This is a genomic window from Paraclostridium sp., assembly GCF_051656405.1.
Lineage (GTDB): Bacteria > Bacillota > Clostridia > Peptostreptococcales > Peptostreptococcaceae > Paraclostridium.
This window is the reverse complement of the sequence record NZ_JBOGBV010000025.1, coordinates 1-20,924: the sequence shown is the minus strand read 5'-3', so window position 1 is coordinate 20,924 and position 20,924 is coordinate 1. Positions and strand designations below refer to the sequence as shown.

22 protein-coding genes and 1 rRNA gene are annotated in these 20,924 nt (G+C 29.1%); 11 read left to right on the top strand and 12 right to left on the bottom strand.

Annotated elements, in window-relative coordinates; genetic code table 11:
• The 12 genes from ACRDDE_RS03995 to dnaA all read right to left on the bottom strand — a co-directional run.
• Window positions 1-120: ribosomal RNA gene (locus ACRDDE_RS03995) — 16S ribosomal RNA — on the bottom strand; the annotation flags it as partial.
• A 218-nt stretch (window positions 121-338) separates the two neighbouring features.
• A complete protein-coding gene (locus ACRDDE_RS03990; RefSeq protein ID WP_021428091.1) occupies window positions 339-1,112 on the bottom strand; it encodes a SigB/SigF/SigG family RNA polymerase sigma factor in 774 nt (257 codons plus the stop codon).
• Window positions 1,112-1,519: an ATP-binding protein gene (locus ACRDDE_RS03985; protein ID WP_332841305.1), complete on the bottom strand. Its 408-nt coding sequence runs from the start codon at window positions 1,517-1,519 to the stop codon at window positions 1,112-1,114. Before ACRDDE_RS03985 ends, ACRDDE_RS03990 begins: the two co-directional genes overlap by 1 nt.
• A gap of 3 nt (window positions 1,520-1,522) precedes the next feature.
• Window positions 1,523-1,834, bottom strand: a complete 312-nt coding sequence (locus ACRDDE_RS03980; RefSeq protein WP_021428059.1) for an STAS domain-containing protein — start codon at window positions 1,832-1,834, stop codon at window positions 1,523-1,525.
• Window positions 1,835-1,849: 15 nt separating this feature from the next.
• Entirely contained in the window at window positions 1,850-2,107 is a 258-nt protein-coding gene (locus tag ACRDDE_RS03975; RefSeq protein WP_438625678.1) for a DUF948 domain-containing protein, read from the bottom strand.
• Complete coding sequence (locus ACRDDE_RS03970; RefSeq protein WP_021428009.1) at window positions 2,107-2,388, bottom strand: YtxH domain-containing protein; 282 nt, start codon at window positions 2,386-2,388, stop codon at window positions 2,107-2,109. Before ACRDDE_RS03970 ends, ACRDDE_RS03975 begins: the two co-directional genes overlap by 1 nt.
• A gap of 75 nt (window positions 2,389-2,463) precedes the next feature.
• Entirely contained in the window at window positions 2,464-4,887 is a 2,424-nt protein-coding gene (gene gyrA, locus ACRDDE_RS03965) for a DNA gyrase subunit A (RefSeq protein ID WP_438625676.1), read from the bottom strand.
• A gap of 18 nt (window positions 4,888-4,905) precedes the next feature.
• On the bottom strand, window positions 4,906-6,807 hold the full coding sequence (gyrB, locus tag ACRDDE_RS03960; protein WP_438625674.1) for a DNA topoisomerase (ATP-hydrolyzing) subunit B: 1,902 nt from the start codon (window positions 6,805-6,807) through the stop codon (window positions 4,906-4,908).
• A complete protein-coding gene (recF, locus tag ACRDDE_RS03955) occupies window positions 6,808-7,926 on the bottom strand; it encodes a DNA replication/repair protein RecF (RefSeq protein ID WP_438625672.1) in 1,119 nt (372 codons plus the stop codon). It abuts the gene before it with no gap.
• Window positions 7,927-7,940: 14 nt separating this feature from the next.
• A complete protein-coding gene (gene yaaA, locus ACRDDE_RS03950; RefSeq protein WP_021428116.1) occupies window positions 7,941-8,147 on the bottom strand; it encodes a S4 domain-containing protein YaaA in 207 nt (68 codons plus the stop codon).
• 125 nt (window positions 8,148-8,272) lie between these two features.
• Window positions 8,273-9,382, bottom strand: a complete 1,110-nt coding sequence (gene dnaN, locus ACRDDE_RS03945; protein WP_438625670.1) for a DNA polymerase III subunit beta — start codon at window positions 9,380-9,382, stop codon at window positions 8,273-8,275.
• A gap of 240 nt (window positions 9,383-9,622) precedes the next feature.
• A complete protein-coding gene (gene dnaA / locus ACRDDE_RS03940) occupies window positions 9,623-10,951 on the bottom strand; it encodes a chromosomal replication initiator protein DnaA (RefSeq protein WP_438625669.1) in 1,329 nt (442 codons plus the stop codon).
• 569 nt (window positions 10,952-11,520) lie between these two features.
• Between dnaA and rpmH the strand changes: the two genes are divergently transcribed.
• From rpmH to ACRDDE_RS03885, 11 genes are all read left to right on the top strand, one after another.
• On the top strand, window positions 11,521-11,655 hold the full coding sequence (gene rpmH, locus ACRDDE_RS03935) for a 50S ribosomal protein L34 (protein ID WP_021127392.1): 135 nt from the start codon (window positions 11,521-11,523) through the stop codon (window positions 11,653-11,655).
• An 83-nt stretch (window positions 11,656-11,738) separates the two neighbouring features.
• Window positions 11,739-12,086, top strand: coding sequence for a ribonuclease P protein component (gene rnpA, locus ACRDDE_RS03930; RefSeq protein ID WP_148551757.1), 348 nt, complete (start codon window positions 11,739-11,741; stop codon window positions 12,084-12,086).
• A 50-nt stretch (window positions 12,087-12,136) separates the two neighbouring features.
• Window positions 12,137-12,358: a membrane protein insertion efficiency factor YidD gene (yidD, locus tag ACRDDE_RS03925; protein ID WP_035118300.1), complete on the top strand. Its 222-nt coding sequence runs from the start codon at window positions 12,137-12,139 to the stop codon at window positions 12,356-12,358.
• Between the two features lie 45 nt (window positions 12,359-12,403).
• Window positions 12,404-13,111, top strand: a complete 708-nt coding sequence (locus ACRDDE_RS03920) for a YidC/Oxa1 family membrane protein insertase (RefSeq protein WP_438625666.1) — start codon at window positions 12,404-12,406, stop codon at window positions 13,109-13,111.
• On the top strand, window positions 13,083-13,796 hold the full coding sequence (gene jag / locus ACRDDE_RS03915) for an RNA-binding cell elongation regulator Jag/EloR (RefSeq protein ID WP_438625664.1): 714 nt from the start codon (window positions 13,083-13,085) through the stop codon (window positions 13,794-13,796). The genes ACRDDE_RS03920 and jag overlap by 29 nt, the downstream gene beginning before the upstream one ends.
• A 316-nt stretch (window positions 13,797-14,112) precedes the next feature.
• Window positions 14,113-15,492, top strand: a complete 1,380-nt coding sequence (gene mnmE / locus ACRDDE_RS03910) for a tRNA uridine-5-carboxymethylaminomethyl(34) synthesis GTPase MnmE (protein WP_438625662.1) — start codon at window positions 14,113-14,115, stop codon at window positions 15,490-15,492.
• Window positions 15,493-15,543: 51 nt separating this feature from the next.
• On the top strand, window positions 15,544-17,439 hold the full coding sequence (mnmG, locus tag ACRDDE_RS03905) for a tRNA uridine-5-carboxymethylaminomethyl(34) synthesis enzyme MnmG (RefSeq protein ID WP_438625660.1): 1,896 nt from the start codon (window positions 15,544-15,546) through the stop codon (window positions 17,437-17,439).
• The gene (rsmG, locus tag ACRDDE_RS03900; protein ID WP_021428030.1) at window positions 17,432-18,151 is read left to right on the top strand and encodes a 16S rRNA (guanine(527)-N(7))-methyltransferase RsmG; all 720 of its coding nucleotides are present in this window, start codon (window positions 17,432-17,434) and stop codon (window positions 18,149-18,151) included. The genes mnmG and rsmG overlap by 8 nt, the downstream gene beginning before the upstream one ends.
• A gap of 159 nt (window positions 18,152-18,310) precedes the next feature.
• A complete protein-coding gene (gene noc / locus ACRDDE_RS03895; protein WP_021427994.1) occupies window positions 18,311-19,102 on the top strand; it encodes a nucleoid occlusion protein in 792 nt (263 codons plus the stop codon).
• Window positions 19,103-19,157: 55 nt separating this feature from the next.
• Window positions 19,158-19,931, top strand: a complete 774-nt coding sequence (locus tag ACRDDE_RS03890; protein WP_021428117.1) for a ParA family protein — start codon at window positions 19,158-19,160, stop codon at window positions 19,929-19,931.
• Between the two features lies 1 nt (window position 19,932).
• Entirely contained in the window at window positions 19,933-20,811 is an 879-nt protein-coding gene (locus ACRDDE_RS03885) for a ParB/RepB/Spo0J family partition protein (RefSeq protein WP_438625658.1), read from the top strand.
• The last annotated feature ends 113 nt before the right edge of the window (window positions 20,812-20,924 follow it).

Sequence of the window (20,924 nt, the reverse complement as noted above, 5' to 3'; positions counted from 1 at the left end):
GGGCAGGTTACCCACGCGTTACTCACCCGTCCGCCGCTCTCTCCGAAGAGATCGCTCGACTTGCATGTGTTAGGCACGCCGCCAGCGTTCATCCTGAGCCAGGATCAAACTCTCAAATATAATTTAAAAAGTTGTCCATTGCTCAGCTAATCATTATCTGAATATCTGGCTTGGTTGTTTGTGTTTAATTCTTTTAAAAAAGAATTTTTATAATTAACCTACTGTTTAATTTTCAAAGTTCATTTTTGTTTTGCCCTTTTCTTAAGGACAAGTAATACTATACTATGAATTAAACAGTAAGTCAACAGTTTTTTAAAATTTTATTTTATTTTTTATTTTTATGAGTTCTTCTCATATTCTTTCTTTAACTTTTCTATGATTTTTCTTTCTAGTCTTGATACTGTCATTTGTGATATTTCCAACTCTTTTGCTATAATCGATTGTGTTTTATCCAAGAAAAATCTATCTTTAAATATCTTAACCTCTAATTCATTTAGAGATTCTATAAACTTATTAATAAAGTCCATATTTTCTATATTTCCAAAACTATTTTCTTCTTGTCCAACTTTATCTTTTAATGTTATTTCCTTATCATCTGAGTCATCATTACTAGATGCATCTAAAGACATAGGTTGATAACCATATGATGCTTCTATTGCCTCTAGTACTTCTTCTTCTGTACAGTCTAAGTAATTTGCTATATCTATAGCTTTTGGACTTTGTTTGTTTTTTTGCTCTAAGAATAACTTAGCTTCACTTATCTTTTTGCTTAATTCTTGAATTCTTCTTGGTACTTTTACTGTCCAAACTTTATCTCTAAAATATTTCTTAATTTCCCCTATTATAGTAGGTGTTGCAAAACTTGAAAATTCATATCCTTTTTCAATATCATATCTATCTATCGCATATATTAAAGCTAAAGATGCAACTTGAAAAATATCATCAAATTCAACACCTTTATTAATATATTTTTTAGCTAGTATATTAGCTAAGTACATATGTCTCTCTATCAGAATATTTCTTATTTCTACGTTTTTGTCATTGCTATATATTTTAAACAGCTCTTTGGTTTCCATATCCATATAGCTTGTAGCATTAGCTACATTCTTCATTAAATACCAACTCCTAAATATTTAGTCATTTTAACTCTAGTCCCAACATCGCTATTAGATATAGTGCTTACCTCGTCCATTAATGTCTTTATTATAAATAAGCCTAATCCGCTTTCTTTTGGGTTTGTTAAATCTGGCTCTTGTAGAGATCCTACATCATATCCTGTTCCTTTGTCCTCTACTTCTATTGTTAATCCATTTTCTAATACAGAAAATTGAACTAAAAATTTATCATCTAAACTATGCTTTATAGCATTTGTACAAGCTTCTGACACTGCTACTTTTATATCTTCGATATCATCTAAAGAAAATCCAATTTTATTTGCTATTCCAGAAACTGTTAATCTTATAATGCTTACATATTCTGGATTAGATGTAACTTCCATTTTTATAGTTTCTAAATCCAAAACTTATCCCTCCACTTTAAATATTTTATCTAGACCTGTTATACTGAAAATTTTCTTAACATTTTTTCTAGCATTTAATACATATATATCCTTATCATTAACTTTTAATCTTTTTAGTACTCCTATTAATGCTCCTAATCCTGTTGAATCTATGTATTCTAGGTTAGTAAAATCCATTTTTATGTCTACTGGTTGCTCTTCTATTAAGCTGTTTAAATGTGTTTTTACTTTATCAGCTCCAGCTACATCTAATTCTCCATTTATATCTACATTCCAAAAATTATTATCTAGTTTCGACTCTATATTTACAGACATCGTACTACCTCCTTATTACTTTTTAAAAAATCTAAATGCTTTAGTTATATTAGTTACACCACTAGCTAAACTAACAATATCTTCTGTACTTTTTGTAATTGCTGCAACATTTTCTATAGTGTCATGTATATGTCTTTCGTTATAATCTACTACCTTGTATGCTTTTTCAACAACTTTAGTTGTACTATTTATTAGCTTTGCTAGGTATATAGCAATTATTAATACTGACACACCAAATAAAATAGCTCCTATCTGCCATCCTACTGCATCCATTATACATTATCTCCCTCATCTTCAAAAGTCTTGCTTATTATTATTTCATCCTCAACTATGTTTATATCGTTAACATCACAATCGTCAACTATAGTTGTAATCTTGTCTTTTACAGTTTGAATCGTTCCATCTAAAACTTCTCTAGGATTTTCTTTTATTTCTTCCATCTTATCCTTAGCTTCTTTTCTTAACTCAGAACCTTTTTTAGGTGCTAAAAATATACCAAGTAAAAATCCTATTATTGATCCTAGTAAAAAAACTTTTCCCTTGTTTTTACTCATAATATTAATACTCCTTTCTTACTTTATATAAATATTATATATATAATTATGCAAAAAGAATAGGGTTTGTATACCCTATTCTTCCATCTCTATCTTTGCAATTGAAACTACATTAACTTCATCATCAGTTTTCATTAGCTTAACACCACTAGTAACTCTTCCAAATAAAGATATTTCATTTACTCTAAGTCTTATTAATACTCCATTTGAATTTATGATCATCATCTCATCATCTTCATTTACCATTTGAGCTCCGACAATCTCGCCTGTTTTATCGTTTATATTATAAGTCTTTATACCTTTACCTGCTCTTATTTGAGATCTATATTCCTCTATTGATGTTCTTTTTCCAAAACCATTGCCACTGACAACTAACAATTCAGTTCCTTCACTACATAGGTTCATAGATACAACTCTATCATTATTACTTAAAGTTATACCCTTAACACCCATAGCAGTTCTTCCCATATGTCTTATATCATTTTCATTAAATCTTATAGACATACCACCTTGAGTAACTAATATAACATCTTCACTACCATCAGTCACTTTAACTCCAATAAGTTCATCATCTTCTCTTAAACCTATCGCTATTAAACCTGATTTATTTATATTTTTAAATTCTTCACGCTTAGTCTTTTTAACTATTCCTTTTTTAGTAGTTAATAATAAGAATTCTGATTCACTATTATCGTCTATAGATATCATAGTAGCAATTTTTTCATCACTATTTAACTGTAATAAGTTAACTATAGCTGTTCCTTTAGCTTGTCTCTTAGCTTCTGGAATTTCATATGCATTTAATCTATAAACTCTACCTTTGTTTGTAAAGAATAGTAATCTACTGTGTGTATGAGTAGTTATTAATTCTTTTATAAAGTCTTCTTCTCTTGTAGTAAGAGCTGAAATACCTCTTCCACCTCTGTTTTGGCTCTTATATGTATCTATAGGCATTCTCTTTATGTATCCAAAATGAGTAAGAGTTACAGCTACTTCCTCATTCTCTATAAGATCTCTCATGTCTATTTCGCCTTCAGCATGTTTTATTTCAGTTCTTCTATCATCTGAATAGTTTTCTTTTATTATAGTTAATTCTTGTTTTATAACATTCATAAGCAATCTTTCATCACTTAAAATTTCTCTTAATCTATTTATCTTTTTAAGTAATTCTGCATATTCAGCTTCTATTTTATCTCTTTCTAATCCTGTAAGTCTTTGAAGTCTCATATCAAGTATTGCTTGAGCTTGTAAATCAGAAAGATTAAATCTGCTTATTAAACCTTCTTTAGCTTCTTGGGCAGTCTTGGACCCTCTTATAAGTTTTATAACTTCATCTAGGTTATCTAATGCTATTCTCAATCCTTCTAAAATATGTGCTCTTGCTTCAGCTTTATTTAAATCAAATTGAATTCTTCTAGTTACTACATCTTTTTGATGTTGAACATAGTGATATAAAACTTGTTTTAGATTTAAAACTTTAGGCTCTCCATTTACTAGTGCCAGCATTATTATACTGAATGTATCTTCCATCTGAGAATGTTTATAAAGCTTATTTAAAACTATGTTTGCATTTGCATCTCTCTTAAGCTCTATAACTACTCTCATACCATCCCTGTTACTCTCATCTCTTAAATCAGAGATTCCTTCAACTTTCTTATCTTTAACTAATTCGGCTATTTTTTCAACTAGCTTAGCTTTATTTACTTGGTATGGTATTTCAGTTACAACTATTTGTTGTTTTCCTTTAGCTAGCTCTTCTATGTATGCTCTAGCTCTTACTTTAACTTTACCTCTTCCTGTTCTGTATGCTTCAGCTATATTTTCTTTACCCATTATTATTGCAGAAGTTGGGAAATCTGGACCTTGTATAAATTGAATTAAATCTTCAATACTACAATCCTCATTATCTATAAGGTGTATTGTAGCATCAATTACTTCACCTAAGTTATGAGGTGGTATAGATGTTGCCATACCAACTGCTATACCATTAGATCCATTAACTAAAAGGTTAGGGAATCTAGATGGTAAAACTGATGGCTCTTTTAAAGATTCATCAAAGTTTGGTGTAAAGTCTACTGTCTCTTTATCTATATCTCTTAATAATTCAAGAGCTAATTTACTCATTCTAGCTTCAGTATAACGCATTGCAGCTGGTGAGTCTCCATCGACAGAACCAAAGTTACCATGTCCATCAACTAAAAGTCCTCTAGTAGAGAAATCTTGTGCCATTCTTACCATTGCAAAGTAAACAGCAGTATCTCCATGTGGGTGATACTTACCAAGAACGTCCCCAACAATACGGGCAGACTTTCTATATGGTTTATCTGGTGTTAAATTTAATTCACTCATTGAGTATAATATTCTTCTATGAACTGGCTTAAGTCCATCTCTTACATCTGGTAGGGCACGTCCAGCTATAACACTCATCGCATAATCAATATACGATTTTTTCATTTCGTGACCTATTTCAATAGGGAGTATTCTATTATTTTCATCCATTAACACTCATCCCCTCTCTTATATATCTAAATTTCTAACATATCTTGCATTTTCTTCTATAAATTCTTTTCTTGGAGCAACCTTATCACCCATAAGCATTGAGAATATTTCATCTGCCATAGACGCATCTTCTATAGATACTTGTAATAAAGTTCTTGTTTCAGGATTCATAGTTGTTTCCCAAAGTTGCTCTGCATTCATCTCTCCAAGACCTTTGTATCTTTGTAGCTCTATTCCACTTCTTCCAAGTTCCTCTAATAAAGTATTTAACTCTTGATCAGAGTATACATAGTATTCTTTCTTTTGTTTTTTTACTTTATATAAAGGTGGTTGTGCTATATAAACATAACCGTTCTCTATAAGAGGTCTCATATATCTAAAGAAGAATGTAAGTAAAAGTGTTCTTATATGAGCTCCATCGACATCGGCATCGGTCATTATTACAATTTTATGATATCTAGCTTTTTCTAAGTCAAAATCATCACCTATGCTACATCCATATGCAGTTATCATATTTCTTATTTCGTCTGATGATAATATTTTATCTAATCTAGATTTCTCAACATTAAGTATCTTACCTCTTAATGGCAATATTGCTTGAGAGTGTCTATCTCTTCCTTGCTTTGCTGAACCTCCGGCAGAGTCCCCTTCGACTAAGAATATTTCACTTTTTGAAGGATCTTTTTCAGCACAGTCAGCTAATTTTCCAGGTAAAGATGTACTTTCTAGTACACTCTTTCTTCTAGTTAACTCTCTTGCTTTTTTAGCAGCTTCTCTAGCTCTTTGAGCTCTTAAAGCTTTATCTACTATTATCCTAGCAGTTGTTGGATTTTCTTCTAAGAATGAGCCTATCTCTTCAACTGTTACACTATCTACTACACCTCTAATAGCTGTATTTCCTAATTTAGTTTTAGTTTGACCTTCAAACTGAGGCTCTGGAAGTTTTATAGATATAACAGCTGTAAGACCTTCTCTTATATCTTCTCCTAAAAGATTTGAATCTTTTTCTTTTAATATTCCATTTTTTCTTGAATAATCATTTACAACCTTAGTCATAGCAGTCTTAAATCCACTTAAGTGAGTACCACCTTCGTGAGTATTTATATTATTTGCAAAAGAATATATGTTCTCTGTATAACCGTCAGTATATTGTAAAGCTACTTCAACCATGTTGTCCTTTACTTTTTTCTCTATATAAACTATATCATCATGAATTCCTGTTTTTGTTTTATTTAGATGCTTAACAAATTCTCTTAAACCACCTTCATAATGGAATTTTTTTACTTTCTCTTGTTCTTCTCTCTTATCTTCTAGAACTATATTAACACCTTTGTTTAAGAATGCTAATTCTCTTAATCTATGCTCTAATATATCATACTTATATTCAACTTCATCAAATATAGTAGTATCTGGTTTGAATGTTATTGTAGTTCCTGTTATTTTAGTTTCTCCAACAACTTTTATTTCTGAAGTTGCAACTCCTTTTTCATATCTCTGGCTATATACTTTTCCATCATGGTGAACTTCTGCAACTAACCACTCTGATAATGCATTAACTACAGAAATACCTACTCCGTGAAGACCTCCAGAAACTTTATAGCCTCCACCACCAAATTTTCCTCCAGCATGAAGTACAGTTAAAACTGTTTCTAGTGTAGATTTTCCAGTCTTAGGATGAACTTCTACCGGAATACCTCTACCATTATCTTTTACTAATATGCTTCCATCTTCATTTATAGAAACATATATGTCTGAACAATATCCAGCTAGAGCTTCGTCTATACTGTTGTCCACGACTTCATAAACTAAATGATGTAACCCTCTAGGTCCTGTTGACCCTATGTACATACCAGGTCTTTTTCTAACAGGTTCTAGTCCTTCTAAGACCTGTATCTGACTTGCTCCGTATTCTTGTTTCATCTAGTTTCCTCCATTCTCTATACTAATTACATTTCCTTTTTCAATGTTGAAAATAGTAGTATTTTCAGTACTAAATATTTTTTTATGAGAAGCTTCAGCTGTCGTTATAAACATTTGAACTTTATCTAAATTATCAACTAAGAGTTTTTGTCTAGTCTCATCTAATTCACTGAAAATATCATCCAATAACAAAATAGGATACTCTCCTACTTCATTTTTTATCAACTCTATTTCTGAAAGTTTTAATGAAATAGATGCTGTTCTCTGTTGACCCTGAGATCCATATAGTCTAACATCTAGCTCATTTATACAAATTGATAAATCATCTTTATGGACTCCATATCTAGTAGTTCTAGTTTCTATATCATGCTGATGTCCAGATTTAAGTTTTTCAATAAATCTCTCATACACAGTGTTTACAGTATCTTCATCATTAATATTTAATTGATTTTTATACTTTATTGATAAATCTTCTAAATTATTAGTAAGATTTTTATGCATTTCACTTGATATAGATGCAATTTTTTTTATAAAATCTCTTCTTAAAATATATATATAACTACCATACTTCGCCAAACTTTCATCATAAACCTCTATTAAATTTATGTCGACATAGTTACTTTTTAGTAATTTATTTCTCTGAAATAGTATTTTATTGTAATTTGTAAGGTAATTATAATATTTAGGCATAATTTGACTTATTTCTTTATCTATAAAAGACCTTCTTTCTTTAGGTCCTTCTTTGACTAACCTTAAATCTTCAGGAGAAAAAATAACTACATTTAGATTTCCTAATAATTCATATATTTTTTCTATGCTTATTTTATTAATTTTAATTCCCTTTTTGTTATTTTTACCAATTCCAATTTCTATTAGACTATTTCTGTTATATTTTGTGAAATTTCCACCTATATATAAATTTTCACTTTCAAATCTAATCATTTCTTTATCTTTATTAGTTCTAAAAGACTTTCCAAATGATAATAAGTAAATTGCTTCTACAATATTTGTTTTTCCTTGTCCATTTTTACCTATAAGTAAATTTATCTTGGGATTAAACTCTAAATAAAGAGCTTCATAATTTCTAAAATTGATTAAATTTAAGCCTTTTAAATACACAAAGGGCACCCCTTTTATAGTATTTTTATTGTATTGCCTTCAACTTCTACTATATCATTAGATCTTAATTTTTTTCCTCTTCTAGTTTCTATTTCTCCGTTAACCTTTACTAGACCTTCTTGAATTAAAAATTTAGCATGTCCACCTGTAGATGCAATATCAGCTAGTTTTAAGAATTGATCTAATTTTATGAATTCAGAATCTATAGTGATTTCTATCATTTTTCTTCCTCCTTTTATTATAGCAAATATATATTAATTTAATTTATTATCTTAAGTTTTAACATATATTCAAAAATATATTATATCATAAAAACCCAACTTTTTCAGTTGGGTTTAATTTAAATCTATATATTAGATGATATTCTTACAGGAAGTAATAAGTATGTATATTTTGTTCCATCTACCGGTTTTATTATACATGGATTTACATTTGTAGTGAATTCTATAAATATTTCTTCACTATCTATAACCTTTAAAGCATCTAAGAAATATCTTGAATTAAACGCTATGTCTAGATAATCCCCTTCTAATTCTATAGAAACCTCTTCATAAACATTTCCTTTTTCAGTATTAGAAGTTATTGCTATTGAATTATCTCTTATTGATAATTTTATTAAATTGTTTTTCTCTGACTGAGATAATAGTGAAGCTCTTTCTATACTATTTAATAATTCTTTAGTGTTAACTTTAGCTCTAACTCCATATTCTCTAGGTAGAAGTTTTTTGTAATCTATAAATTCTCCATCTAACAATCTAGTTATGATTTTAGTTTCATTGATTATAAATATAGCATTCTTTTCATCAAATCCTAATTGAACAGCGTCATCTTCAGATGAAAGCAATCCATTTACATCATGAAGTGTTTTTCCAGGGATAATAACTTTTGTATTATTACTCATATTATCAATTTCACTAGCTCTTACAGCTAATCTATATCCATCTATTGCCACTAAGCTTATATTTCCACCAACAATTTCTAATAACTCTCCCATTAAGATTGGTTTTGTCTGATCTTGAGATATTGCAAAAACTGTTTGTTTTATCATATTTTTTAGTAAATCTTGCGGAATATTGTATAAGTCATTTTCGTTTACGTCTGGCAATCTTGGATATTCAACAGCTGAATCCCCTTTTATTTTAAATCTTGAGTTTAAACAATTTATGTATACATTGTTATCAGAATCTGTTTCTATTTCAACAAAAGTATCTGGTAATTTTCTTATTATATCTCCAAATAAACGAGCATTTATTACTATCTCCCCTTCTTCTACTATTTCAGCTTGTATGTGAGTGTCTATTCCTATTTCTAAATCATATCCTGTTAAATTTAAAGTTCCTTCTTTAGCTGTTAATAATATCCCTTTTAAAAGTTCTAAAGTTGTTTTTCCATTAATAGCTTTTTGAACAATGCTTATTTTATGAGCTAGTATTTTTTGATTACAAATTATCTTCATTGTGGATAACCTCCTTGACTTGTTTTATATAAAAATAAATAAGAAAAAATAGTAGTAATAATAGTAGGTGCTGTGTATAATGTGGATAAGTATCTCAATCAAAATAAATACAAAGATATCAACATGTGTAAAAAATGTTAATATCTTTGTGTGTTTTTGTAGAATAAATTGTATATATTTTATTAGAAAAAAAATATGCACATTTAATTAACGTGATATCCACATGTAAATGTTTATAAGTTAACCCTTTAAATCTAGTATTATTTTGTTTACTTTTTCTTTAAAATCTTCGTTATTCTCAATATCCTTAGAAATTTTATCATGAGCATGTATTACAGTAGTATGATCTCTTCCTCCAAATTCCTCACCTATTTTAGGTAAAGATAAATCGGTAAGTTCTCTTGATAAGTACATTGCAACTTGTCTAGGGTAAGAGATAGATCTAGTTCTCTTTTTAGAATTAAAGTCTTCCATTTTTAAAGAAAATACAGTAGAAACTTTTTCTTTTATTCTATTTACTGTAATTTCTTCATGTTTAGAAGTAGTGATGATGTCTTTTAAAGCTTCAGATGCTAATTCGAAACATATAGTTCTGTTAGTAAGGGAACTATATGCAACGACTCTTGTAAGCGCACCTTCTAATTCTCTTATATTCGATTTAATATTTTTTGCTATGTACACTGTAACTTCATTGGGAACATCTATATCTTCCATTTGAGCTTTTTTTCTTAGTATAGCCATTCTAGTTTCAAAATCTGGAGCTTGAATATCAGTTATAAGCCCCATTTCGAATCTTGAACGAAGTCTATCTTCTAAAGTAGGAATCTCTTTAGGAGGTCTATCACTAGATATTATTATTTGTTTGTTTGCTTCATGCAATGAATTAAATGTATGGAAAAACTCTTCTTGAGTTCTTTCTTTTCCTGCAATAAATTGAATATCATCTATTAAAAGAACATCTACATTTCTATATTTATTTCTAAATTCTTCATTTCTGTCATCTTTAATTGAGTTTATAAGTTCATTTGTAAACTTTTCAGATGAGACATAAACCACTTTAGGATCTTTTTTTTGTTCCATTATATGATGTCCGATTGCGTGCATAAGATGTGTTTTTCCAAGGCCAACGCCACCGTATAAGAATAATGGATTGTAAGCTCTTGCAGGAGCTTCAGCTACAGCAACACAAGCTGCATGAGCAAAACGGTTACTATTTCCAATAACAAATGTGTCAAAAGTATATTTAGGATTTAGATTCGGATATTTTCTTCTTATCTGTTTATCATCATCTATTTGTTGGTCTTTATCTAAACCTCTTACTTCATTTTCGCTTAAAACAAATTTGATATTATGTTTTTTTAATGAAAGTTGATTTACAGAGCTTTCTATTAGATTTAAGTATCTATCTTCAAGTATTCCTTTTGTAAAATCATTTGGAACTAATAATATTAAAGTATTTGATTGTATTTGTAATGGTTTTATTTGCTTAAAGAAAGCATTAAAACTTGGGGGTGATAACTCTCCTTTTATAAGTTGTAGAGTTTTTTCCCATAAAGAAACTATATCCATAATTTAAACCTCCGAACAAAATAATTAACAATTTCCACAAAGTTATTAACAAATTTAGTATTTATTTAAAAAATATAATTTTATGCAAAAAAAATATGGATAAACATGTGGATAAACTGTAAAAAATAAAAAATAGCTTATAATTTATAGAAATTATGAACAATATGTATATAAAGTTATAAATAATATCAATAATAATAAAATATAGTTTATAACTTGATTATTATCTTTTACACAATAAGTTATGCACATTTTATCCACAACTTGTGAATAAATTTAAAATGTTAATAATATTTATAAACATTATCAACAAGTATATTTATAATATCAGAATATATGCTAAACTTCAATAATTTATATACAATTTATCCACATATTTAATGACTTGTTGATAAATATGTCAACAAAATTAACTATCATTTTTTACTATCAAATCTTGACAAAACAACGTCAAAAATACGTTGACAATAAGCCTAAAAGGATTTATAATTGTACGTGTTATGCTTACTTTGAGGGTAAAGTTATTATTTTTATAAACGGAAAATTAATCTTGAAAGGCGGTGCAAAAAATGAAAAGAACTTATCAGCCAAAGAAAAGACAAAGAAAGAAAGAACATGGATTTAGAAAGAGAATGAAAAATTCTAACGGAAAAAATGTTCTTAAAAGAAGAAGAGCTAAAGGAAGAAAGAGATTAACTCATTAATTTTTTTATAAAAGGGCTGCTGAAAAGTAGCCTTTTTGTGTAAAAAATTATAAATTTAAGCTGTGTTTTTAGGAGGATTTAGTATGGATTTCAAGAATACTAAAGGTATAAAAAAAGACTCTGATTTTAGAAAAGTATACAAACACGGCAAATCTTTTGCAAATAAATACTTAGTACTGTATATACTGGATAATAAATCAGACTTTAATAGAGTAGGATTTTCTGTTTCTAAGAAAGTTGGAAAAGCTAATATTAGAAATAAGGTTAGAAGAAGAATAAGAGAAGGTTTTAGGTTAAACTGTGATGAGCATATAAAAGATGGATATGATTTAGTGTTCATAGCTAGAGTAGCTAGTAAAGATGCTGAGTATAGAGATATAGAAAAATCGGTTATGAGCTTAGTTAAAAAGTCTAAACTATTAAAAGGTTAATAAGGATATGGGGGATTAAATTGAAGCAATTATATAACTTATTAAATAATATAAACCATTATTTAACTAGAGTTTTTATATATATAGTAAGATTTTATCAAAAACACATATCTCCTTTAAAAGGACCTACATGTAGGTTTTATCCAACTTGTTCTCAGTATGCTATAGAAGCTTTAAAAAAATATGGTGCACTAAAAGGATCTTATTTAGCCATAAGAAGAATATTAAAGTGTCACCCTTTCCATCCTGGAGGATATGATCCTCTAAAGTAATTATGTTGTAAAGTAAAGATAAAGACACTTTAGGAGGTATTAGAATTGAATTTTATTAGTAACTTATTAGGTCAAGTTCTTAAATTTATATTAGATTTTGGAATTGAATATGGATGGGCTATTATTTTATTCACTATAGTTGTAAAAGTAATACTATTACCATTAACTATAAAACAAACAAAGTCTATGAAGGCTATGCAAGATATTCAACCAAAAATAAAAGAGATACAAGAAAAATATAAGAGTAAGCCAGAAAAGCAAAATCAAGAAATAATGAAGGTTTACCAAGAGGCTAAAATAAATCCGATGTCAGGATGTTTACCATTATTAATACAATTTCCTATATTAATAGGTCTTTATAATGTATTAAGACAGCCGGTTACATACCATGTTTTCCAAAATGCTGCTGCACAAAAAGCTGCGGACACAGGATTTTTATGGATGACATCTTTATCATCACCAGATAAAACATTAATAATAGCTGTATTAGCAGGGGTAACAACATTTATAACTCAAAAGTTAACTATGCCACAAGATCAACAACAAGGATCTATGAAGTTTATGACATACTTCATGTCATTCATGATGTTCTGGTGGGGTATAAGTTTCCCAGCTGGTCTTGCGTTATATTGGACAGTAAGTAACTTATTCCAATTAGCCCAATACTACTTAATAATGAATCCATTAAGAACTAAGCTTGCTAATTCTGGGGAGGGTGTAGTAAATGAAACAAAGCCTAGAAATAAAAAGTAAAAACATTGATATTGCTATATCACAAGCTTTAGGACAATTAAGAGTAAATAGAGAAGACATAGACGTAGAGGTTGTAAAAGAGCCGGTAAAAGGTTTCTTGGGATTAATAGGAAACAAAGACGGAGTTTTTAAAATAACTGTTAAGGAAAAAATAGAAGCTCCAGTTTCAAAAGAACAACCGTTAAGACAAAAAGAAATCGCTATTGTAGACAAAGAAGAAAGCAAAGAGACATTAAAAGAGTCAGATGTAGTTAGAGATTTCGTATTAAATATAGTTAATAACTTAGATATGGAAGCTCAAGTTGATGTAAATCAAGAAAAAAATGTTGTTAAAGTTAATATAACAGGGAAAGATGCTGCAATATTAATTGGTAGAAGAGGAGAAACTCTAGATTCTATTCAATTTTTAGCAGGGTTAGCTTTAAACAAAGTAAAAAAAGACTCGCACTTTAAGGTCCTTATTGACATAGAAAATTATAGAGCAAAAAGAGAAGAATCTTTAATAAGATATGCAAACAAAGTGGCTAGAGAAGTTGCTAAAACAAGAAAAGCTAAAAAATTAGATTATATGAATCCATATGAGAGAAGAATAGTTCACTCAACTCTTCAAAATGATAAGTTTGTAAAAACTCATAGTGAAGGTGTAGATCCATATAGAAGACTTGTAATAGAGTATAAAAAATAGAATCAAAGTAAACCTCCTAAATATATAGGGGGTTTTATTTTTGTAAAAATTTTTATATAATAGTTAGATTGAGGAAATAATTTAAGTATATGAAGATTAAGCGATATACCATGATATTATATTATATAGAGCTTATTTAAATTTTAGATATATATTATTATAAAATAATATTAAGATTATGTTGATATACATGATATTATAGTAGGTAGAGTTTATTCAAATTTTAGATCGATATTATTACAAAATAGTATATAAAGTGATAAAATATTATTTTAAAAGATTGTGTATAAAAATATTAAATAAAGAGGTGATAGGATTGTTTATAGACGATACTATAGCTGCAATAGCAACAGCGCCAGGTGAAGGTGGAATCGGAATAATAAGAATAAGTGGAGAAAAATCACTTCAAGTAGCAAATGATATATTCAAGTCAGTTTCAGGAAAGAAGATCGAGGAATATAATACAAGAACATTAATATATGGTCATATACTAGACGGAGAAAAGACTATAGATGAAGTATTAGTAGCTTATATGAAAGGTCCAAACTCATATACAACTGAAGATGTTATAGAAATAAACTGCCACGGAGGATTTATTTCTGTAAAAAAGATACTAGAATTAGTTTTATCTAAAGATGTTAGATTAGCTGATCAAGGAGAATTTACTAAGAGGGCATTTTTAAATGGAAGAATAGACTTAGCTCAAGCAGAGGCAATAATAGATGTTATAAATGCTAAGACGGAGATGGCTCATACTGTAGCTCAGTCTCAGCTAGAAGGATCTTTATCTAAAAAAATAAAAGATTTAAGATTTGGTATAACAGAAATGTTAGCGCACATAACTGTTTCTATAGATTTTCCGGATGAAGATGTTGAGCACATAACATATAACACATTAAAAGAGAAATCATTAGAACTTCAAAAAGAAATAAATAAATTATATGATACAGCTGAAAGTGGAAAAATTCTTAGAGATGGATTGAAAACAGTAATAGTTGGAAAACCAAATGTAGGAAAATCATCTCTTTTAAATGCTGTATTAGGTGAGAATAGAGCTATAGTAACAGATATTCCAGGAACTACAAGAGACATAATAGAAGAATTTGTAAACATAAAAGGAATACCTTTAAAAATAGTAGATACAGCAGGAATAAGAGAGACTGAAGATGTTGTTGAAAAAATAGGAGTTGAAAAATCAAAAGAATTTTTCAATTCAGCAGACTTATCAATAGTTGTTTTAGACTCTTCAAGAGAATTAGAAGTAGAAGATATAGAAATCTTAGAAGCTGTACAACCTAATAAAACTATAGTTTTACTAAATAAAACAGATTTAGATCAAGTTATAGATATAGAAAAAATAAAACAGTTTGTAGATGAAAAAAATATAATAACTATATCAGCATTACAACATGAAGGTATAGAAAAAATACATGATAAAATAGAAGGTATGGTGTTTGAAGGAACGGTTAGAAATTCTTCTGATTTAGTTGTTACAAACTCTAGACATAAAGATGCACTATACAAAGCTAAACAATCAATTTCAGATGCTTTAACGGCTATAGAATCATACATGCCACTAGATTTTATAGAAGTTGATTTTAAAAATATATGGGATTACTTAGGCTATATAAACGGAGATACATTAACTGAAGATCTATTAGATACGATATTTAGTAACTTCTGTATAGGAAAATAAATATAGTATGTTTTTCGTGAAACATACTATATTTATCAGAAAGGAGAATATATGTTAAATTTTGATGCAGGAAATTATGATGTAATAGTAATTGGAGCGGGGCATGCAGGATGTGAAGCTGCATTAGCTACAGCTAGGATGGGACATAAGACATTAGTTATAACTCTTTCTTTAGACTCAATAGCTTTACTTCCTTGCAACCCTTCTATAGGAGGAACAGGAAAAGGACAATTAGTTAAAGAAATAGATGCTCTAGGTGGGCAAATGGGTATAAATATCGATAAAACATTTATACAAAGTAGAATGTTAAATACAGCTAAAGGTCCAGCTGTTCACTCATTAAGAGCTCAAGCAGATAAGGCTAGATACCATGAGGAAATGAAAAAAACATTAGAAAATGAGCCTAATTTAGATATAGCAATGGATGAAGTTGTAGATATATTAAGTGAAGGTAACGTTGTAAAGGGTGTAATTACAAAACTAGGATGTATATACCATGCTAAAGCTGTAATACTTGCAACAGGAGTTTACTTAAACTCTAAAATATACATGGGAGAAGTTTCTTTTTATGAAGGTCCTAATGCTTTAGGATATAGTAAATTCTTAACTGATAAACTTGTTGACTTAGGATTAAGAATGAGAAGATTTAAAACAGGAACTCCTGCTAGAATACATAGAGATAGCATAGACTTCTCTGTTATGGAAATACAAAATGGAGATGAGCGTGTAACTCCATTCTCATTTTTAAATAATGAATTAGCTAGAAAACAAGAGCCATGTTATTTAACAAGAACGAATTTAAACACTCATGAAATAATAAAGAATAACCTAGGAAGATCTCCTATGTATGCAGGGGAAATAGATAGTACTGGTGCTAGATATTGTCCATCTATAGAAGATAAGATTGTTAGATTTAGTGACAAGGAATCACATCAAATATTTATAGAGCCAGAAGGAGAAAGTACTAAAGAAATGTACATTCAAGGTATATCAACAAGTTTACCTTACGAAGTACAAATTCAAATGTATAAAAGTGTTCAAGGTCTTGAAAATGCAAGAATAATGAGACCTGCATATGCAATAGAGTATGATTGTATAGACCCAACTCAATTAAAAACAACTCTTGAGATAAAAGGTGTAGATAACTTATTTAGTGCTGGTCAATTCAATGGAACTTCAGGTTATGAAGAGGCGGCATCTCAAGGTTTAATTGCAGGTATAAATGCAGCATTAAAAATTCAAGGAAAAGAACCATTTATACTAGACAGATCAGAAGCGTATATAGGTGTTTTAATAGATGATTTAGTTACAAAAGGAACTAATGAACCTTATAGAATGATGACATCTAGATGTGAGTACAGATTATACTTAAGACAAGATAATGCAGATATGAGACTTACTGAAAAGGGTAATGAAATAGGTCTTGTAGATGAAGATAGATACAAAAAATACTTAGATAAAAAAGAGTTAATTGAAAAAGAATTAGAAAGATTAAAGACTGAAAGAATTACTCCTAAAGATATAAATCATTTACTAGAAGAAAAAGGAGCATCTCCTATAAAAGTAGGTTATTCTTTATATGAATTCTTAAAAAGACCGGAAGTTGATTATGAAATGATAGAAGCTGCTGGTAAAGGAGCAGGAGAAGAGATTCCTTATTCAGTAAAAGAACAATGTGTAATAATGACTAAATATGAAGGTTATATAGATAAACAATTAAAACAAATAGATCAGTTTAAAAAACTAGAAAATAAGAAGTTAAATGAAGACTTAAATTATTCATCTATAGATGGTTTAAGAATAGAAGCTAGACAAAAGCTAGATGCTATAAAGCCTATATCAATAGGACAAGCATCTCGTATATCTGGAGTTTCACCAGCTGATATATCAGTTTTACTTATCTATCTTGAACAACAAAGAAGAGGTAGAGGTGAAAAAAATGACTAATGCTGATATATTAAAAAAAGGTATTGAAGACTTAGGATTAAAATGTAGTGATGAAACTATAGATAAGTTTAGTAAGTATAGAGAGATCTTAGTTGAATGGAATCAAAAAATGAATCTTACTGGAATAGAAGAAGAAAAAGAAGTTTATATAAAACACTTTTTAGATTCTGTAGCTGCAGTAAAAAAAGGTTATATAAAAGATGGAATGTCTATAATTGACGTAGGTACTGGGGCTGGGTTTCCAGGACTTCCATTAAGAATTTGTTTAGAAAATTCAAAAGTAACACTTTTAGATTCTTTAAATAAAAGAATAAATTTCCTAAGTGAAGTTTGTACAAATATTAATATAGATGATATTGAATTAATACATGGAAGAGCAGAAGACTTTGGAAAAGACGAAAAGTATAGAGAACAATATGATATAGCTACAGCTAGAGCTGTTGCAGGACTACCTATTTTAATGGAATTTTGTGTGCCTTTTATAAAGGTTGGAGGCTACTTTGTATGTTTAAAAGGACCAAATGCAGATACTGAATTAGAAGAGTCTAGAAAAGCTATGGAAGTTTTAGGTTTAGAATTTGTAGAAAAGATAGATGTAGAGCTTCCAGAAATAGAGCTAAAACATAATATAGTTGTTTTCAAAAAAGTAAATAGTACGCCAGCAAAATACCCAAGAAAAGCAGGTAAACCAGTAAAAACCCCAATAAAATAAAATGAAAATGTATATTTCCAAAGAAATATTTTTAAATTATATGTTAAAAAAAATATTTTAGAAGGAATATGTAGTTAAATGAAGAAATATTATACAAATAAGTAACTAAGGTAATTTCGTGTTTTAAATATATTTAGTTTTGGATGAGAGAGGGATGTTATGGAAGATAAAAGAGTTATGGAGATACCTATAGATAATATAGTTCCAAATCCATACCAACCAAGAAGAGTATTTTCACAAGCGGCATTAGAAGAGTTAAGTGAATCTATAAAGGTATATGGTATATTACAGCCTATAACTGTTAGGAGTAAAAGCAACAATGAGTATGAATTGGTAGCAGGAGAGAGAAGGCTTAGGGCATCAAAACTAGCTGGATTAAAAACTATTCCTGCTATAATAAATAATATGTCTGATGAATCTTCAGCTGTATTAGCATTATTAGAAAACTTACAAAGAGAAGATTTAAATTTTATAGAAGAAGCTATGGGTTATGAGAACTTGATAAAAGAGCATGAGTTCACACAACAACAGCTTGCAGCAAAATTAGGAAAAAATCAATCTACAATAGCTAATAAAATTAGAATACTAAGATTACCAACAGATATAAAAATAAAATTAGTAGAGAATAGTTTAACGGAGAGACATGCTAGAGCTTTATTGAAATTGCCAAATGAAGAACTTATGAGAGAAGTTTTAGAAAAGGTAATAAAATCAGATTTAAATGTAAAGAAAACAGAAAAGCTAATAGCAGATATATTAGAAGATTTAAAACAACCTAAAGATGGTGAAGATAAAAAACAAACTGTCAAAGGTATAATGGGAATGAGAATATACCTTAATACTATCAAGCAAGCATACGAAGCTATAACTAATACAGGATTAGAAGCTAAGTATAAAGAGGTTGATAAAGGTGATCACATAGAGGTTGTTGTAAAGATTCCTAAAAAATAAAAGATTACTGCTTAGCAGTAATCTTTTTTTAAAAGGTTAAAGGGGGTTAAGTCTTATGAGCAAAGTAATAGCAGTGTTTAATCAAAAAGGTGGAGTTGGAAAAACAACTACAAATGTAAATTTAAGTGCTAGTGTAGCTAAAATGGGTAAAAAAGTTTTAGTATTAGATCTAGATCCGCAGGGAAATTCTACTAGCGGATATGGAATAGAAAAAAATGAAGTCGAAAATACAATTTATGAAGTATTAATAAATAATGATAGTATAGAGAATGCAATAATTAAAACTGAATTTGAAAATATTGATATAGTAGCATCAGCAACAGAATTAGCTGGAGCAGAAATAGAGTTTACAACTGTTGAAGAAAGAGAATATATATTAAAAAAAGCAATAGATAAAGTAAGAGATAAATATGATTACATATTTATAGATTGTCCTCCATCTTTAGGTATGCTAACTATAAATTGTTTAACAGCAGTTGATAGTGTTTTAATACCTATACAGTGTGAATATTATGCTTTAGAAGGCGTTAGTCAACTAATGGAAACTATATCACTAATTAAGCGAAGTCTAAATCCTAATTTAGAGATACAAGGTGTAGTTTTAAGTATGTTTGATGGAAGGGCGAACCTGTCAATTCAAGTAGTAGAAGAAGTAAAAAAATACTTTAAAGGAAGTGTCTATACAACTTTAATTCCAAGAAATGTAAGGTTAGCAGAGGCTCCAAGTCATGGTAAGCCAGTTATATACTATGATTCTAGATGTAAAGGTGCTGTTGCATACTTAGAATTAGCAGAAGAATTTATAGATTTAGAGGAGGATGTGATATAGAATGGAAAAAACGACAAGACGTTCAAATAGACTAGGAAAAGGGCTAGGAGCTTTAATTCCAACTATAAAAGAAGAAATAGATTCAAAAGATATTGTTAATATAGATATAAAGAAAATTTATGCAAATCCAGAACAACCTAGAAAAGTTTTTGACGGGGAAAAAATAGAGATATTATCAAATTCTATAAAAAACTATGGAGTTTTACAGCCTATAGTAGTTAAACCAGATGATGAAGGTAAATACATGATAATAGCTGGTGAAAGAAGATATAGAGCTTCAAAAAAAGCTAATTTAAAAGAAATGCCAGCTGTTATAAAAGATATACCTATGAAAGATTTAATGGAAATAGCCCTTATAGAAAACTTACAAAGAGAAGATTTAAACTCTATAGAGGAAGCAATAGCTTATAAAAGTTTAATAGACCATTATAGTGTGACTCAAGAGGAAATTTCTGAAGCAGTCGGAAAAAGTAGACCTCACATAACAAATACTTTAAGACTTTTAAACCTTAGTAAAGAAGTTATGGCTATGGTAGAAGATAATAGAATTACCCCAGGACATGGTAAGGCTCTTTTGAGAATAGCTGATTCAAAAATACAATTAGATCTAGCTAACAAAATAATAGAGGAAGAGCTATCTGTTAGAGAAACTGAAAGATTAGCTAAAAAGATAGTAGAAAGCGAAACTCCAATTGTTGAAACAAGTAAAAAACAAAAAGATATATATATTGTGGATGTAGAAGAAAGACTTACAAGTCTTTTAGGAACAAGAGTTAACATTTCTAAAGGCAAGAAAAAAGGTAAAATAGAAATAGAGTACTATAATGATGATGACCTAAATAGCATAATCTCATTATTGTTAGAAGGACAAGAAGCATAAGAGAGGGGACTTAATATGATTTACTTAGATAATGCAGCAACTACATTTCCAAAACCTAAGGAAGTATATTGTGCAGTTTTAGATTGTATGGAAACTTATGGAGCTAATCCAGG

Bases quoted from the DNA above. Each gene is read 5' to 3' on its own strand.
- ACRDDE_RS03980 (WP_021428059.1), bottom strand. From the start codon at position 1,834: ATGTCTGTAAATATAGAGTCGAAACTAGATAATAATTTTTGGAATGTA.
- ACRDDE_RS03990 (WP_021428091.1), bottom strand. From the start codon at position 1,112: ATGAAGAATGTAGCTAATGCTACAAGCTATATGGATATGGAAACCAAA.
- dnaN (WP_438625670.1), bottom strand. From the start codon at position 9,382: ATGAAGATAATTTGTAATCAAAAAATACTAGCTCATAAAATAAGCATT.
- ACRDDE_RS03975 (WP_438625678.1), bottom strand. From the start codon at position 2,107: ATGGATGCAGTAGGATGGCAGATAGGAGCTATTTTATTTGGTGTGTCA.
- gyrA (WP_438625676.1), bottom strand. From the start codon at position 4,887: ATGGATGAAAATAATAGAATACTCCCTATTGAAATAGGTCACGAAATG.
- jag (WP_438625664.1), top strand. From the start codon at position 13,083: ATGAAACAAAGCCTAGAAATAAAAAGTAAAAACATTGATATTGCTATA.
- mnmG (WP_438625660.1), top strand. From the start codon at position 15,544: ATGTTAAATTTTGATGCAGGAAATTATGATGTAATAGTAATTGGAGCG.
- dnaA (WP_438625669.1), bottom strand. From the start codon at position 10,951: ATGGATATAGTTTCTTTATGGGAAAAAACTCTACAACTTATAAAAGGA.
- ACRDDE_RS03890 (WP_021428117.1), top strand. From the start codon at position 19,158: ATGAGCAAAGTAATAGCAGTGTTTAATCAAAAAGGTGGAGTTGGAAAA.
- rnpA (WP_148551757.1), top strand. From the start codon at position 11,739: ATGGATTTCAAGAATACTAAAGGTATAAAAAAAGACTCTGATTTTAGA.
- noc (WP_021427994.1), top strand. From the start codon at position 18,311: ATGGAAGATAAAAGAGTTATGGAGATACCTATAGATAATATAGTTCCA.
- ACRDDE_RS03970 (WP_021428009.1), bottom strand. From the start codon at position 2,388: ATGAGTAAAAACAAGGGAAAAGTTTTTTTACTAGGATCAATAATAGGA.
- yaaA (WP_021428116.1), bottom strand. From the start codon at position 8,147: ATGATAGAAATCACTATAGATTCTGAATTCATAAAATTAGATCAATTC.
- ACRDDE_RS03885 (WP_438625658.1), top strand. From the start codon at position 19,933: ATGGAAAAAACGACAAGACGTTCAAATAGACTAGGAAAAGGGCTAGGA.
- rsmG (WP_021428030.1), top strand. From the start codon at position 17,432: ATGACTAATGCTGATATATTAAAAAAAGGTATTGAAGACTTAGGATTA.
- gyrB (WP_438625674.1), bottom strand. From the start codon at position 6,807: ATGAAACAAGAATACGGAGCAAGTCAGATACAGGTCTTAGAAGGACTA.
- rpmH (WP_021127392.1), top strand. From the start codon at position 11,521: ATGAAAAGAACTTATCAGCCAAAGAAAAGACAAAGAAAGAAAGAACAT.